Here is a 14,062-nt window from a genome sequence, read left to right as displayed (position 1 = left end):
GATAAAGCTCCTTGTTCCCTAGTTGGTGATAGGACCGTTGACGGACTCGATGACGTGGTCGACGATGCCGTATTCCTTGGCCTGCTGGGCGGTGAACCAGCGGTCGCGGTCCGAATCCTTGGTGATTTGCTCGAAGGTCTGGCCGGTGTGCTCAGCGATGAGCTCAGCCATCTCGCGCTTGGTCTGCGCGAACTGCTCGGCCTGGATGGCGATATCTGCGGCGGTACCACCCACACCAGCGGAAGGCTGGTGCATCATGATGCGTGCGTGCGGCAGGGCGTAGCGCTTGCCCTTGGTGCCGCCGGAGAGCAGGAACTGGCCCATCGAAGCGGCCAGGCCCATGCCATACGTAGCCACATCGCACGGCGAGTACTTCATCGTGTCGTAGATGGCCATGCCCGCGGTGACCGAGCCACCCGGCGAATTAATATAAAGCGAAATATCGCGCGTGGGGTCCTCTGCGGACAGCAGGAGGATCTGGGCGCACAGTTTGTTGGCAATCTCATCATCCACCTGGGTTCCCAGGAAAATAATGCGCTCGCGCAGCAGGCGCTCATACACGCTATCGCTCAGATTCATACCCGTAGACGACGAGTTCATTGAAATCTTCTCAGACATTAATGGTTCTCCTTCAAGTGAAGAATGCTTTAACTGGCCCCACCTTACCGGCATTCCTCTCAAACTTGGCCTCTGTTCGCTATGAGCGTTGGGGCGCAGCACCAAAGGCGCATACGGAAGCTGGGTTAACATTTGCTCATGTCTGTTTCCGAGCTATCCACCAGTACCCAGAACTATTTGAAAGCAATCTGGGGGCTAAAGGAATGGTCGTCCGAGCCCGTTACCGCCACACTTATAGCGAAACAGTTGGGACTCAAGCTCTCCTCGGTTTCCGATGCAGTGCGCAAAATGTCGAAGCAAGGGCTCGTGTCACACACGCCCTATGGCTCTGTGGAGTTAACCGAACTTGGCAGGCAGTACGCATTGGTCATGGTGCGCCGCCACCGATTGCTTGAGTCTTTTTTGGTTCAAGCATTGGACTACACGTGGGACGAAGTCCATAATGAAGCCGAAAATCTCGAACACGCGGTGTCCGACATGCTCATAGAACGTGTAGATAAGTTCCTTAATTACCCCACTAGGGATCCGCACGGCGATCCTATCCCTACGGTTGATGGACAGATCACAATCCCCAGTGCGCACCGTCTCACCGACAGCGGTGCGCAACCGCAAGTGACCGTGGAACGCATTTCTGATTCCGACCCACAACTGCTGAAGTTCCTTGAAGAGCGCGGCATTGTCACAGGGGCTGTTCTTAGCACGCGCGAGGGAGCGCCCTTTTCAGATTCTCTCGAAATACAGGTGGCCGGCAGCACTCAGTGGGTAGTGCTTGGACGCCCAGCTACCGACGCAGTGTTTGTAGCACACCACAGCCGTTAGACCTTCCCCTTTGCATTAATCCTACTCTCACCTGCCCTTTTCAAAACTACGTTGGGCCGTAGTTGCAACTACGCCATTGCGTAGTTAGTCTTTTCGAATATCACCTATCCCACTTATGGCTAAGGCCAGGATGAGCAGGATTGCTATGTCAGACTCACCAGATTTGGTGTATTTTTCTAGCGTTTCAGAAAATACAAAAAGATTCGTCGAACGCTTAGATAGACCCGCGGTGCGCATTCCACTGCGCCCCAAGAAAACCGGGATGATCCAGGTTTCACACCCGTACGTACTCATCGTTCCCACCTACGGCGGAGGCTCGCTCAAACGCGCAGTCCCCAAACAGGTCATCGACTTCCTCAATGACCCAATCAACCGCTCCTTTATCCGGGGCGTTATTACCTCAGGGAATACCAACTTCGGAAGTGCTTACTGCGTCGCCGGACGCATCATTTCCGCCAAGTGCCACGTACCGGAGCTGTATCACTTCGAGCTTCTCGGCACCCAGAAGGACATTGCCGCCGTAAAGCAGGGCCTTCAAAAGTTTTGGGAGCAGCAAAAGCAGCTAACGATGACACCCCATTAATCCCCCGCAAGATGAAGAACCCATCCGCATCACACAGATTGGAAGACACAATGTGGCCTCTCGATGCCACCCCCACACAACCTCATGGCACTACGCTCCGCACCGCTTCAGCAAACAATGCCGGCGGTGTCGGCAAGCGCAAGAGCTACCACGCACTCAACGCGCAGCTGAACTTGTTCGACGCTTCTGGAAAAATCCAGTTTGACAAGGACATTCAGGCAGCACAAGACTATGTCACGCACCATGTCGCTCCCCGCATGCATCAGTTCGATTCCACCAAGCAACGCTTGGAATGGTTGGTTGATAACGAGTACTACGAGCGGGATTTCCTTGAGCTTTATGATGACGCCTTTCTGTGCGCCATGTATGACAGAGCTCATCGAGCTAAGCACCAGTTCCGCACCTTCCTCGGCGCATTTAAGTTCTTTACTTCATATGCACTGAAAACCTTTGATGGCTCCCGATTCCTAGAAGGCTACGAAGAACGCGTCGCCACCACAGCTTTATACCTTGCACAGGGCGACGAAGAGCTCGCAGAAAAGCTGGTGGATGACATCATGACAGGACGATTCCAGCCCGCCACCCCTACTTTTCTCAACGCAGGCAAAGCCCAGCGCGGCGAAATGGTCTCCTGCTTCCTCCTGCGAATCGAAGACAATTTGGAGAGCATTGGTCGCAGCGTGAACTCTGCACTGCAACTATCAAAGCGCGGTGGTGGAGTGGCCTTGTTGCTGAGCAACCTGCGCGAATCCGGAGCCCCAATCAAAAAGATAGAGAACCAGGCTTCCGGCGTAGTCCCAGTCATGAAGATTCTCGAAGATAGCTTCAGCTATGCCAACCAATTGGGCGCCCGGCAGGGCGCTGGAGCCGTCTACCTGCATGCGCACCATCCAGATATTCTTCGCTTCCTGGATACCAAGCGGGAAAATGCCGATGAGAAAGTCCGCATCAAGACTCTTTCGCTGGGGGTTGTTATTCCAGATATAACCTTCCGGCTGGCCAAAGAGAACAAGGATATGCATCTTTTTAGCCCGTATGACATCGCTCGCGAGTACGGCGTAGCCATGTCTGACATGTCCATCACCGAGTGCTACGACGAGTTGGTTGCCAATCCGCGAATTTCTCACACGACCATTAAGGCCCGCGAGTTTTTCACCACGCTGGCTGAGCTTCAGTTTGAATCCGGATACCCCTACATCCTCTTTGAGGATACGGTCAACCGCGCTAATCCCCTCAAAGGACATATCAATATGTCCAACCTGTGTAGTGAAATCCTCCAGGTCAACACGCCATCGACCTACGGAGCTTCGGGTGACTACACCACCGTCGGCCAGGATATTTCCTGCAATCTAGGTTCGCTCAACATTGCGAAGGCTTTTGAATCACCGGACTTTGGGGAGACCGTCGAAACCGCAGTACGTGCCCTCACGAAGGTTTCAGACCTGACGAATATCGAAGCTGTTCCTTCCATCGCTCACGGAAATGCCTCCATGCATGCCATTGGTCTGGGCCAAATGAATCTCCACGGCTTCCTTGCTTCACAGCGTATTCCTTATGGCTGCGCCGAGGCACTGGACTTTACAAATATCTATTTCCTCACGGTGACCTACCATGCGCTCCGCGCATCCCATGCACTCGCGGTTGAAAAAGGTCAACGATTCACAGGCTTCGAAGAATCCACCTATGCCACTGGCGCCTACTTTGACAAATACATCGACCAAGACTGGGTGCCAGCCACTGAACACGTAAAACAGCTCTTCCATGAAGCAGGCGTGCAGATTCCTCAACGCGAGGATTGGCTACGGCTCAAGAAACAAGTGATGCAAGACGGCATCTACAACGCCTACTTGCAGGCAGTTCCACCCACTGGATCAATTTCCTACATCAATGACTCCACCGCGTCCATCCACCCGATTGCCTCCAAAATTGAAATACGCAAGGAAGGCCGCTTGGGGCGCGTGTACTACCCCGCGCCGGAAATGACCAACGACAACCTGGAGTATTTCGATGACTCCTACGCCGTGGGATACAAAAAAATCATCGACACCTACGCCATGGCCACCCAACACGTGGACCAAGGACTTTCCCTGACCTTGTTCTTTACCGCTGATACGACCACGCGAGACATCAACAAGGCACAAATCTATGCCTGGAAAGCCGGAATCAAGACCCTCTACTACATCCGTTTACGCCAATCCGCGCTCCAAGGAACCGAGGTCGAAGGCTGCGTCTCCTGTGCTTTGTAGGAGCACGGTCCTCCCCTTGTCTACAACCATTCACTCAGAAAGAAGGAAGCTATGTCTTCAACATCGAACAGTGCTGAACTAACCAGCATTTCAGTTACCCCGCCGAGCTACCGGCATGATCCTTCAGCCCGCATCCGCGCCATCAATTGGAACCGGGTGAGCGATGACAAGGATCTTGAAGTGTGGAACCGTCTCACCGCCAATTTTTGGTTGCCAGAGAAGGTCCCGCTTTCTAATGATCTCCCGGCGTGGCAGAAGATGACGCCCGAGGAACGCAACCTCACCATGCGGGTGTTCACGGGACTCACCACCCTGGATACTGTCCAGGCCACTGTGGGAGAAATCTGTCAGATTCAAGATGCCCGCACCGAACACGAGGAGGCCGTGTATACCAACATCGCCTTCATGCAGTCAGTCCATGCCCGTTCATACTCTTCAGTGTTTTCTACCCTGAGCAGTACAAAGGAAATTGATGAAGCATACCGCTGGGCGGTGAATAACGACCTTCTCCAGGCACGCGCCAAGAAAGTGCTCGCGCACTATTTTGGGCCGGATCCACTCAAACGCAAGGTGTCATCGACGCTCCTTTCCTCATTGCTTCTCTACGCGGGTTTCTATCTTCCCTTGCACTTTTCTGTCCACGCCACCCTGACAAATACGGCAGACATGATTCGCCTCATTCTGCGTGACAAGGCAGTGCACGGCTACTACTCGGGCTACAAGTATCAGCGCGGTTTGGAATCCACGACCCCGCTACGGCAGAAGGAAATGCATGATTTCACCATTTCTTTGCTCGAAGAGCTTTATGCACTAGAGCTGGACTATTCCGGCGAGCTATATGAGCCTTTGGGACTCATGGATGATGTAGCCGTGTTCGTTCGCTATAACGCCAATAAGGCACTCATGAATTTGGGCTACCCGGACTATTTCCCGCCCGAAGAAACGGAAGTGAACCCAGAAATCCTCGCGGCCCTAGCCCCCGGAGCAGATGAGAACCATGACTTCTTCTCCGGATCTGGTTCCTCCTATGTCATTGGTACTGCTGAAGAAACGAGTGATGATGACTGGGATTTCTAAACCTTTTCCGCGACCGGACCAAGGAAGCTGGCTTGAGACCATCGCGCTGTTTGAAGCCATCCGCGAAGGAAACCAACCCGCAGCCATGCGGCTGTTGAATACATCCGCCGCACGAGAGGCCGTCCTCGGGGGTCTTCTAGGGCTCATCGAACTGTACTTCCGCCATGAAGAAGGAGACAAAGTAGATGGCTTCCTCACCGCCGCCCACGCTGCCGGCCCACCACCGGCCTTTGGCTGCAAGCCTTTTCTCCCTTGACCACGTCTCCCTACACCCAACTAAGAAAGAAGGTTTACCATGACCACCCCACGTATCAGCGTTATCGTCGGCAGCCTGCGCCGAGAGTCATTTGCACGCAAGATTGCACACGAGGTGCTCACGATGATCCCTGAAGACTACGAGGCAAACATCGTGGAAATCCGTGACTTGCCGCTCTATGACTTCGACTACGATGACCCCGCCGTCACGGACAAGCCCACTCCGGCTGAGTACACCACCTTTCGCGAGACCATCAAGAACTCGAGCGGGATCCTCTTCATTACGCCAGAGAACAACCGCACTATCCCTGCCTGCCTCAAGAACGCAGTGGACATCGGCTCTAAGCCCAACTCAGATGTGGCGTGGAAGAACCTTCCCGCAGGTATCATTAGCCACTCTGTAGGCCGCATGGGCGGCTACAGTTCACAGAAGAACCTTCGCCTCGCCCTGTCCTACTTCGATATGCCGCTCCCTGGTCAGCCCGAAGTATTTCTGGGCCAATCCCCCACCCTTTTCGAAGAGTCCGGACATCTCAATCAACGCACCGCAGACTTTGTCAAGGATTACGTTATGCGCTTCCTGCAGTTGACCGACGAGGCCTTTAGAGCCACGAACGGCTAGCGGTATCCCCAGCCAACACCCATCGCGCCCTCTACGAAGTACTCAAAGACTCCTAGAGGGCGTTCACAATGACACAAACCCCGGATTCAGGCTCATCCTTGAGTTACCTGAATCCGGGGTTTCATGCGCGCTCGCCACCACACATGTGGCAGCAGCGCGTTACAAGCGGGAGATTACTTCTCCTCGGAAGCTTCAGCAGCGTCCGCTTCTTCGATTTCACCGAAGTACTGGTCAACGTCAACCTTGTTGCCCTCTTCATCGGTGACCTCGGCACGGCAGATGGCCATTGCCAGGGCCTTGCCACGGCGAACGTCAGAGAACAGGTTACCCAGCTGGTTGCTGGACTGCAGCTGCTGGATGAACTGGTTCGGGTCCATGCCGTAAGACTGCGCGGTGAACAGGATGTGGTCGGTCAGCTCCTGCTGGGACACCTCCGGCTCCTCGATCTCAGCCAGGGCGTCGAGGAAGAGCTGGGTGCGGACGGATTCCTCAGCGGACTTGCGAGCATCAGCGTCGAACTCCTCGCGGGTCGTGCCCTGTGCCTCAAGCAGCTGGGCCAGAGCCTTCTCGTCGTGAGCCAGCTGGCCCATGACCTGGTGCAGCTGAGCGTGAACCTGCTCATCAACGATGGAGGACGGCAGCTCGAAGGAAACCTCAGCCAGAGCAGCCTTCAGGACCTCATCGCGGATGGCAGCAGCCTGCTCGGACTTCTTGGTCTCCTCGACGCGGGACTTGGTGTCCTCACGCAGCTCGTCGATGGTGTCAAACTCGGAGGCCATCTGTGCGAACTCGTCGTCGAGATCCGGCAGCTTGCGCTCCTTGCTCTGCTGGACGTGGACCTTCACGGTGGCCTCTTCGCCCTCGTGCTCACCGGACTGGATGGTGGTGGTGAACGCGTTGTCCTCGTCAGTCTTCATGCCGCGCAGTGCGGTATCGAGACCCTTAATCAGGTTGTCGTCACCGATGCGGTAGGTCATACCCTCGTGGGAAGCCTCATCCAGCTTGGTGCCGTCCACCTCGGTGGTGATGTCGATGACAGCGAAGTCACCGGTCTTCATCTTGCGCTTGGTGTCCTTGAGCTCACCGAAGCGGAAAGCCAGATCCTCGAGCGCCTTGTCGACGTCCTCTTCGGAGGTCTCCAGTGCAGGCACCTTGACAGAGATCTTGGAGAAGTCCGGCACCTCGAACTCGGGGCGGATATCTACCTCAGCGGTGAACTCGACGAAGTCGTTGTCCTCCAGCTTGGCAATGTCAATCTCCGGCTGACCAATAACCTTGAGATCGTTTTCGGTAACGGCCTGCTCGTAGCGGGACGGCAGCATGTCGTTGACTACCTGCTCGAGGATGGGGCCACGACCAAAGCGGGCGTCGATAAGCTGGCGCGGAGCCTTGCCCTTACGGAAACCCGGGATGGAAACCTGCTGCGCGATCGCCGCGTAGGCCTGATCGATTTCCTTGTCCAGCTCAGCGAACGGAACGTTGACGGTGAGCTTGACGCGGGTATCGCTCAGCTTGTCTACGGTGGTCTTCACGAGAAACTCTCCTGATTGTGATCGTTCAAAGATGAAATTAGGGGGCCTGGATGAGTGTCCAGGCCCCCATACGTCGGGGCGACAGGATTTGAACCTGCGACCCCCTGCTCCCAAAGCAGGTGCGCTACCAAGCTGCGCCACGCCCCGTATGGAAAGCCTCTGCGCCCGGAAGTTCCGCACGCAGCTGCGCTTCATACTGGGGCTAGTGTACCGATAGCAGCTTGACTATCCCAACACCGGCCCCATTTTATGTTCATTTGCGCATGTCAGATGATATTTCTATTCCTAGAAGTCGAAGTCGAAATCAAACATGCCGCCATCGCCTCCGTCGCCGCCGAAGAGGCCATCGAAGAAGCCACCTTCGTCGCCTCCCCCGGCATCACCGGCACCCATATCGCCGCCGGCTCCGTCCATGGCACCACCGTCCATGCCTTCAGCGCCGCCGAGGCCTCCGCCCCAGTCGCCGCTTTCAGCCGCCGCTGCGGAGTAGCCGACGCCGGACATGCCCGCGAACATGGCGTTGAACATCATGGAGTAGCCCACCATCCACACGCCGGTAGTCAACGCGTCAGCCCACCACGGGCGCGAGTACCAACCGGCCGGGACCGGGCGCCCAGCCACGACACCGCCCGGGTAGTAGTTCGGGGTTTCTGCAGATGCGCTTGGCGACGCCGTCAGCGTCTCCCCGTTTGCCTCCACCGTACGGGTCTCCGTCACCTTGCCGGCCTGGCGCTGGCCCTCCAGCGGTGGCAGCTCCGGGCCCGGATCCATGCCCATAATCTCGCGCGCGGCCGCAACGTAGTAGAGCCCCTCCAGTGCAGATTCGCGCGCCAGGTGCGCCTGCTTCGCTGTCGTGGCCTGAGAAATTGCCGAGTTTGCAGCGGTAAAACGCTCGGAAGCATCCGCCATGGCCTGCTGGGAGGCGGTATCCGTGCCGCTGAGGTTCATCACCTGACCGCCGAGACGCTCAGTCCAGCGGCGCGCATCCGCCATCGCGTCATCAAAACGTTGGGATTCTCGCAGCTCCTGCTGCTTCTTCCCGTTACGCGAGGACAGAAACCATGCGCCGCCACCGACGACAAGGATAAGGAGCAATAACGAGCTCACGAAAGCACCACTTTCATCTCAGAGTCGAATTGTGTGTTGTTGTAATTGTCTACCTACCCAAACTAACGCCCTTGGCCCTGTTCTAGTTCCCATTTTTCTTTCAGCGACCACGTGCGCTAAAGTAATCGGCACGCCGATTCAACGGCTTTCAAAGTCAAGTCCTTGAAAGTTGAAGATCCTCGGTTGTGGGAATGTCGTATAGTGGCTAATACCTCAGCCTTCCAAGCTGAAGACGCGGGTTCGATTCCCGTCATTCCCTCCAAGAAAAAGCTGTACCGAGCACCTCTTTTAGGTCGTCGGTGCGGCTTTAGTCGTTTTCAAATTCTTCGGTGCTAGGCCGCGCTCGAGGCATCCCTGTGATTCGATTAGGCCATCATTTCCCGTTTCTGCACGGGTGACCATGCTCTGCGTAGAGTGGGCCGCATGACTGTACCTAATATTAAACTCAACGACGGCAACACCATCCCCCAGCTCGGCTACGGCGTCTTCAAGGTAGACCCCGACAAGACCGAGGAACTGGTCCTCGAAGCCCTCAAGGTGGGCTACCGCCACATCGACACCGCTGCCATCTATGGCAACGAGGAAGGCGTGGGTCGCGCGATTGCTAAGTCCGGCATCCCACGCGAAGAGCTGTTCATCACCACGAAGCTGTGGAATGACCGCCAGACCGACGCAGCCGCAGCTCTCGACGAGTCCCTGGAAAAGCTAGGTCTGGACTATGTGGACCTCTACCTCATCCACTGGCCCTGCCCAGACAACGGCCACTACGTCGAAGCGTGGAAGCAGCTCATCGAGTTAAAGAAGGCCGGCAAGGCCAAGTCCATCGGTGTATCCAACTTCGAACTCGAGCACCTGGACCAGCTGGAAACCCAGACTGATGAAACCCCCGTGGTCAACCAGGTGGAGCTGCACCCCTACCTGCAGCGCTGGCGCGAGCTCGATGCCTTCCGCGCTCACAAGGTACAGATTGAGGCGTGGGGCCCACTAGGCCAGGGCAAGACGGATCTCTTCGAGCAGCCGGAAATCACCGAGCCTGCCGAAAAATACGGCGTTTCCCCCGCCCAGGTGATTATCCGCTGGCATCTACAAAATGGCGTCATCGTCTTCCCGAAGTCCGAAAACCCGGAGCGCATCGCGCAGAACTTCGATGTATTCGGCTTCGAGCTTGATGAATCCGAGATGGCTGCGATTACTGATCTTGACCTCGGGGAAGAGGGCCGCGGCGGCACCCACCCCAAGGATATGAACTAAGCCTCCGGAAGCTCCGGCGGAATGTTGGTGCGCTCGTACTCGGCAAGAATGTCGATGCGGCGCTGGTGGCGCTCGGCACGGGACCATTCCTGATCCAGGAAGGCATCCACGATGGCGAGTGCCTCCTCCTCGGAGTGCATGCGGCCACCGATGCCGATGAGCTGGGCGTTGTTGTGCTCGCGGGCCAGGCGTGCGGTCTCCGGGGACCACGCCAGGGCGCAGCGCGCGCCCTTTACCTTGTTAGCGGCAATCTGCTCACCATTGCCGGAACCGCCCAGCACGATGCCGAGCGAGCCCGGATCGTTGACGGTCCGCAACGCGGCCTCAATGCAAAATGCCGGGTAGTCATCCTCGGCGTCGTACTCGTGGGCACCGCAATCAATGACGTCGTGGCCCTGCTTTTTCAGGTGTTCGGCAATGACGTTCTTCGTCTCGAACCCTGCGTGGTCTGCTCCTAAATAAACGCGCATGGCCCACATCCTACCGGCCTGTGGGCCATCCCACGCACTAAACCTGCGGGGATTCGGTGCGGGAGCGCTTGAGCTCGAAGAAGTAGGGGAACTGGGCGAGGCGCACGGAGGCGTCGAAAAGCTCGCCGGCTTCTTCACCGGTGGGAACGCGCGTGATGACCGGGCCGAAGAAGGCAGTATCACCGAACTTCACCACCGGGGTGCCGACCTCATCACCGACCTCGGAGATGCCGCGGTTGTGGAACTCGGTGAGCTTTTCATCCATCTCTTCGGTGTTGGCCACGGAGGCGAAGTCGGCGGGGAGGGAGACGTCGTCAAGCGCCTGCTTGATGATGTCGTCGTAGGCGCCGTAACCCTTCTTGCCGCCCTGGCCCTCCGTGTGGATGCGGGTGCCCATCGCGGTGTAGAAGGCATCGACCTTCTCCGGGGCCTCCACGGCAATCTTGGCCGCCACGCGGGCAGGACCCCAGTTGGCTTCCATCATCTTCATGTACTCCGGATCCAGGTCGCGGCCCTTGTTGAGCACGGACAGGGACATCGGCTGGAAGGTAACCTCGATATCGCGGACCTTCTCCACCTCCTTAATCCAGCGCGAGGTTAGCCATGCGAAGGGGCATGAGCAGTCGAACCAGAACGTAACTTGTTGAGCCATAGTAAATCTCCTTTGTTTGTGTGGTCTTTGGCACCCCACCCTAGGCGGGTGACTACGCTGGTGCAGAGACTTTAGGTACAGAGAAAGAGGAGATGCACCTTATGACCTCGATTAACCTCACCCGCGAGGAAGCCCAGCAGCGCTCCGACATGGTGGAGGTAAGCCACTACGACGTCGCCTTGGACCTCACCGGAGAGGAGTATTTCACCTCCACCACGGTGGTGAAGTTCCGAGTTAAGAAGGCCGGTTCTACGTTTATTGACTTGCGCGGTGACGAGCTTCTCGAGGTCCGCCTCAACGGCGCTCCCCTGCCCACCAGTGCTTATGACCCGACGTACGGGATCCCGCTATCGGGTTTGCAGGTGGCGGAGTATGAGCTGAAGGTCGTGGCGAAGATTCGTTACTCCCGCACCGGCGAGGGCCTGCACCGCTTCGTTGACCCAGTCGACGGCGAGGCTTACCTCTACACCCAGTTCGAGACTGCCGACGCCAAGCGCGTCTTCGCCTGCTTTGACCAGCCGGATCTGAAGGCGACGTACTCGCTGGCTTTTGAGGTTCCGGAGCACTGGACAGTGATTACCAACTCCCCCATCACGCGTTCAGGCAATACCGTGCGCGCGGCGGTGGATTACCCGCTGTCGACCTACCTGATTGCCCTGTGTGCGGGCCCGTATGTGGGCGTGACGGATACGTGGACCGGCACCTTGGCGGAGCACCCGGAGGGCTCACCGGCTAAGTCCGTGGAGGTGCCGCTGGGCATTTACTGCCGCCCCTCGCTACTGGAATCGCTCGACGCCGAGCGCTTGTTCACGGAGACCAAGCAGGGCTTTGATTTCTACCACCGCAACTTCGGCTTTGCCTACCCCTTTGGCAAGTATGACCAGATTTTCGTGCCGGAATTCAACGCCGGCGCGATGGAGAACGCCGGCTGCGTGACCATTCGCGATGAATACGTCTTTACGTCGCAAGCCTCGCACTACAAGTATGAGCGCCGTGCAGACACCATCCTGCACGAGCTGGCGCACATGTGGTTCGGCGACTTGGTGACCATGCAATGGTGGGATGACCTGTGGCTCAACGAGTCCTTTGCTACCTGGTCGGCGGCGATTTCCCAGGCGGAGGAAACCCAGTACGACACCGCGTGGGTGACCTTTGCCAACGTGGAGAAAGCCTGGGCCTACCAGCAGGATCAGCTGCCCACCACGCACCCGATTTCCACGGATGCCTCCGATATTGAGACCGTGGAGCAGAACTTCGACGGCATCACCTACGCCAAGGGGGCCTCGGTGCTCAAGCAGCTGCAGGCCTACGTGGGCCGTGAGAACTTCTTCGCCGGGGTGCGCCGCCACTTCCAGGAGCACCAGTGGTCGAACGCCACGTTCGGGGATCTGCTGCGCCACTTGGAGGAGGCCTCGGGCCGCGACCTGTCCTTCTGGGCGCAGCAGTGGTTGAAGACTTCAGGAGTCAACACGCTGGGCATGGCATTGGCGACGGACGAGTCCGGCACCATTACTCAGGCCTATCTCACCCAGCGCGGCGATACTCTGCGCACGCACCGCGTCGCTGTCGGCGTCTACGCCCTGCAGGGTGAGAAGGTGGTGCGCACCGAGCGCATCGAGATGGATATCGATGGCGCTTCCACCGAGATTCCGGAACTCATCGGCCGCAAGCAGGCGGACATCGACTTCGTGCTGCCTAACGACGATGACCTGACTTACTGCCTCATCGAGCTGGATGCGGGTTCCCTGCAGTTCCTGTTGGAGAATATCGACAAGTTCGAAGATCCCATGGCCCGCACTCTGTGTTGGTCCACCGCGTGGGAAATGACCCGTGCGGGCTCGATGCGCGCCCGCGATTTCGTGGCGCTCGTGGCCCGCGGTGCGGCGGCGGAGACCGAGCTCGCCGTGCTGGAGCGCATCCTCTCCCAGGCCGCTATGGCCCAGTCCACCTACGCCGACCCGGAGTGGGCAAAGGAGGACACACAGCTTGCCGACGCCCTCCTTGACGGCGCCCGCTCCGAAAACGCCGAGCGCTCCATCGTCTTCACCCAGGCGCTGGCCGGCATCAAGCTTCACGACGCCTCCCGCGCCTTCTTCCAGGAGCTCCTTAAGACCTCCTCGGATGCGGGCCTGCGCTGGAAGGCGCTCACCGCGCTCATCGCCGATGGCTCGCTTGCCGACGTCACCGGCCCCGAGGCCGCCGGCGCCGCCATGACGGCGGTGGCTGAGGAACTCAAGCGCGATAACACCGCGACGGGCTACCAGGCCTCACTTAAAGCGTTGGCCGCGGTTAATACCGAGGACAACAAGCGCGCGGTGTGGGACGAGATTGTCGCCGGTGAACTGGGCAACCGCGACTTGGAGTCGAAGCTAGCGGGCCTGGCTTTCGTGGGTTCCGATGAACTCCTGCCGAGTGCTGAGTTCTTCGACGTGGCGGAAAAGATTTGGTCCGCGCAGTCCAACGAGATTGCCTTGACCACGGTGACCGGGTTGTTCCCGCGCTGGGATGTCAGCCAGGAGACCCTCGACCGCGCCGACGAGTTCCTCTCCCGCGACCTGGCCGGTGGCCTGCGCCGCGCCGTGACCGAGCAACGTGACCGCCTCGCCCGCGCCCTGCGCAACCGCGCCGTCGACCGCGGCTAACAAACACCGCGTCTAGCCCCTCCCCTGAGGGGCTTTTCTCATGCCAGTTCCTCCTCCCCCCTTGCCCGCAGCCACTCCCTTTCCCGCCCTTTGGCCGGCATTAACCCGACCTGTGGCCAACCTTCCCCCTCCGCCATGACACGCCCCACCTAAGCAGGAATTTTGTTCCTCCGGTTGCGGGGTTGCGG

At 58.0% G+C, this 14,062-nt stretch carries 13 protein-coding genes and 2 tRNA genes; 9 read left to right on the top strand and 6 right to left on the bottom strand.

Going from position 1 to position 14,062, the window contains the following annotated elements; all coding sequences use genetic code 11:
* Window positions 1-18: 18 nt before the first annotated feature.
* Window positions 19-618 carry an ATP-dependent Clp protease proteolytic subunit gene (locus HMPREF2978_RS09145; protein ID WP_010190917.1) on the bottom strand — a complete coding sequence of 200 codons (600 nt, stop codon included), beginning with the start codon at window positions 616-618 and terminating at the stop codon, window positions 19-21.
* Window positions 619-756: 138 nt separating this feature from the next.
* On the opposite strand from HMPREF2978_RS09145, the gene HMPREF2978_RS09140 reads away from it, so the two are divergent.
* The 6 genes from HMPREF2978_RS09140 (at window position 757) to HMPREF2978_RS09115 (ending at window position 6,220) form a co-directional block, all read left to right on the top strand.
* Window positions 757-1,437, top strand: a complete 681-nt coding sequence (locus HMPREF2978_RS09140) for a metal-dependent transcriptional regulator (RefSeq protein WP_010190918.1) — start codon at window positions 757-759, stop codon at window positions 1,435-1,437.
* Window positions 1,438-1,582: 145 nt separating this feature from the next.
* Window positions 1,583-2,020: a class Ib ribonucleoside-diphosphate reductase assembly flavoprotein NrdI gene (gene nrdI / locus HMPREF2978_RS09135; protein WP_012715214.1), complete on the top strand. Its 438-nt coding sequence runs from the start codon at window positions 1,583-1,585 to the stop codon at window positions 2,018-2,020.
* A 50-nt stretch (window positions 2,021-2,070) separates the two neighbouring features.
* A complete protein-coding gene (gene nrdE / locus HMPREF2978_RS09130; protein ID WP_070525685.1) occupies window positions 2,071-4,266 on the top strand; it encodes a class 1b ribonucleoside-diphosphate reductase subunit alpha in 2,196 nt (731 codons plus the stop codon).
* Between the two features lie 51 nt (window positions 4,267-4,317).
* A complete protein-coding gene (gene nrdF / locus HMPREF2978_RS09125) occupies window positions 4,318-5,343 on the top strand; it encodes a class 1b ribonucleoside-diphosphate reductase subunit beta (protein WP_023020918.1) in 1,026 nt (341 codons plus the stop codon).
* Window positions 5,324-5,599: a hypothetical protein gene (locus HMPREF2978_RS09120; RefSeq protein WP_070564615.1), complete on the top strand. Its 276-nt coding sequence runs from the start codon at window positions 5,324-5,326 to the stop codon at window positions 5,597-5,599. The genes nrdF and HMPREF2978_RS09120 overlap by 20 nt, the downstream gene beginning before the upstream one ends.
* A 39-nt stretch (window positions 5,600-5,638) precedes the next feature.
* A complete protein-coding gene (locus tag HMPREF2978_RS09115) occupies window positions 5,639-6,220 on the top strand; it encodes an NADPH-dependent FMN reductase (protein WP_070447780.1) in 582 nt (193 codons plus the stop codon).
* Between the two features lie 173 nt (window positions 6,221-6,393).
* Here HMPREF2978_RS09115 and tig read toward each other — a convergent pair whose 3' ends face one another.
* The 3 genes from tig to HMPREF2978_RS09100 form a co-directional block, all read right to left on the bottom strand.
* Window positions 6,394-7,752: a trigger factor gene (tig, locus tag HMPREF2978_RS09110; protein ID WP_070745126.1), complete on the bottom strand. Its 1,359-nt coding sequence runs from the start codon at window positions 7,750-7,752 to the stop codon at window positions 6,394-6,396.
* Between the two features lie 73 nt (window positions 7,753-7,825).
* Window positions 7,826-7,899: transfer RNA gene (locus HMPREF2978_RS09105), tRNA-Pro, on the bottom strand.
* Window positions 7,900-8,037: 138 nt separating this feature from the next.
* Window positions 8,038-8,859 carry a hypothetical protein gene (locus HMPREF2978_RS09100; RefSeq protein ID WP_070525681.1) on the bottom strand — a complete coding sequence of 274 codons (822 nt, stop codon included), beginning with the start codon at window positions 8,857-8,859 and terminating at the stop codon, window positions 8,038-8,040.
* Window positions 8,860-9,046: 187 nt separating this feature from the next.
* Here HMPREF2978_RS09100 and HMPREF2978_RS09095 point away from each other — a divergent pair.
* Window positions 9,047-9,121 (top strand) — tRNA-Gly (locus HMPREF2978_RS09095).
* Between the two features lie 161 nt (window positions 9,122-9,282).
* A complete protein-coding gene (locus tag HMPREF2978_RS09090; protein ID WP_070525679.1) occupies window positions 9,283-10,110 on the top strand; it encodes an aldo/keto reductase in 828 nt (275 codons plus the stop codon).
* On the opposite strand, the gene HMPREF2978_RS09085 is transcribed toward HMPREF2978_RS09090, so the two are convergent.
* Window positions 10,107-10,580, bottom strand: coding sequence for a ribose-5-phosphate isomerase (locus HMPREF2978_RS09085; protein WP_010191143.1), 474 nt, complete (start codon window positions 10,578-10,580; stop codon window positions 10,107-10,109). The two genes, HMPREF2978_RS09090 and HMPREF2978_RS09085, sit on opposite strands and share 4 nt — an antisense overlap.
* A gap of 37 nt (window positions 10,581-10,617) precedes the next feature.
* The gene (locus tag HMPREF2978_RS09080) at window positions 10,618-11,232 is read right to left on the bottom strand and encodes a mycothiol-dependent nitroreductase Rv2466c family protein (RefSeq protein ID WP_070525677.1); all 615 of its coding nucleotides are present in this window, start codon (window positions 11,230-11,232) and stop codon (window positions 10,618-10,620) included.
* A 101-nt stretch (window positions 11,233-11,333) separates the two neighbouring features.
* Between HMPREF2978_RS09080 and pepN the strand changes: the two genes are divergently transcribed.
* Complete coding sequence (gene pepN, locus HMPREF2978_RS09075) at window positions 11,334-13,874, top strand: aminopeptidase N (RefSeq protein WP_070745124.1); 2,541 nt, start codon at window positions 11,334-11,336, stop codon at window positions 13,872-13,874.
* Window positions 13,875-14,062 lie beyond the last annotated feature (188 nt).

The sequence above is a fragment of the Corynebacterium sp. HMSC074C01 genome (assembly GCF_001814605.1).
GTDB lineage: Bacteria > Actinomycetota > Actinomycetes > Mycobacteriales > Mycobacteriaceae > Corynebacterium.
This window is presented reverse-complemented; position numbering and strand designations above follow the sequence as displayed.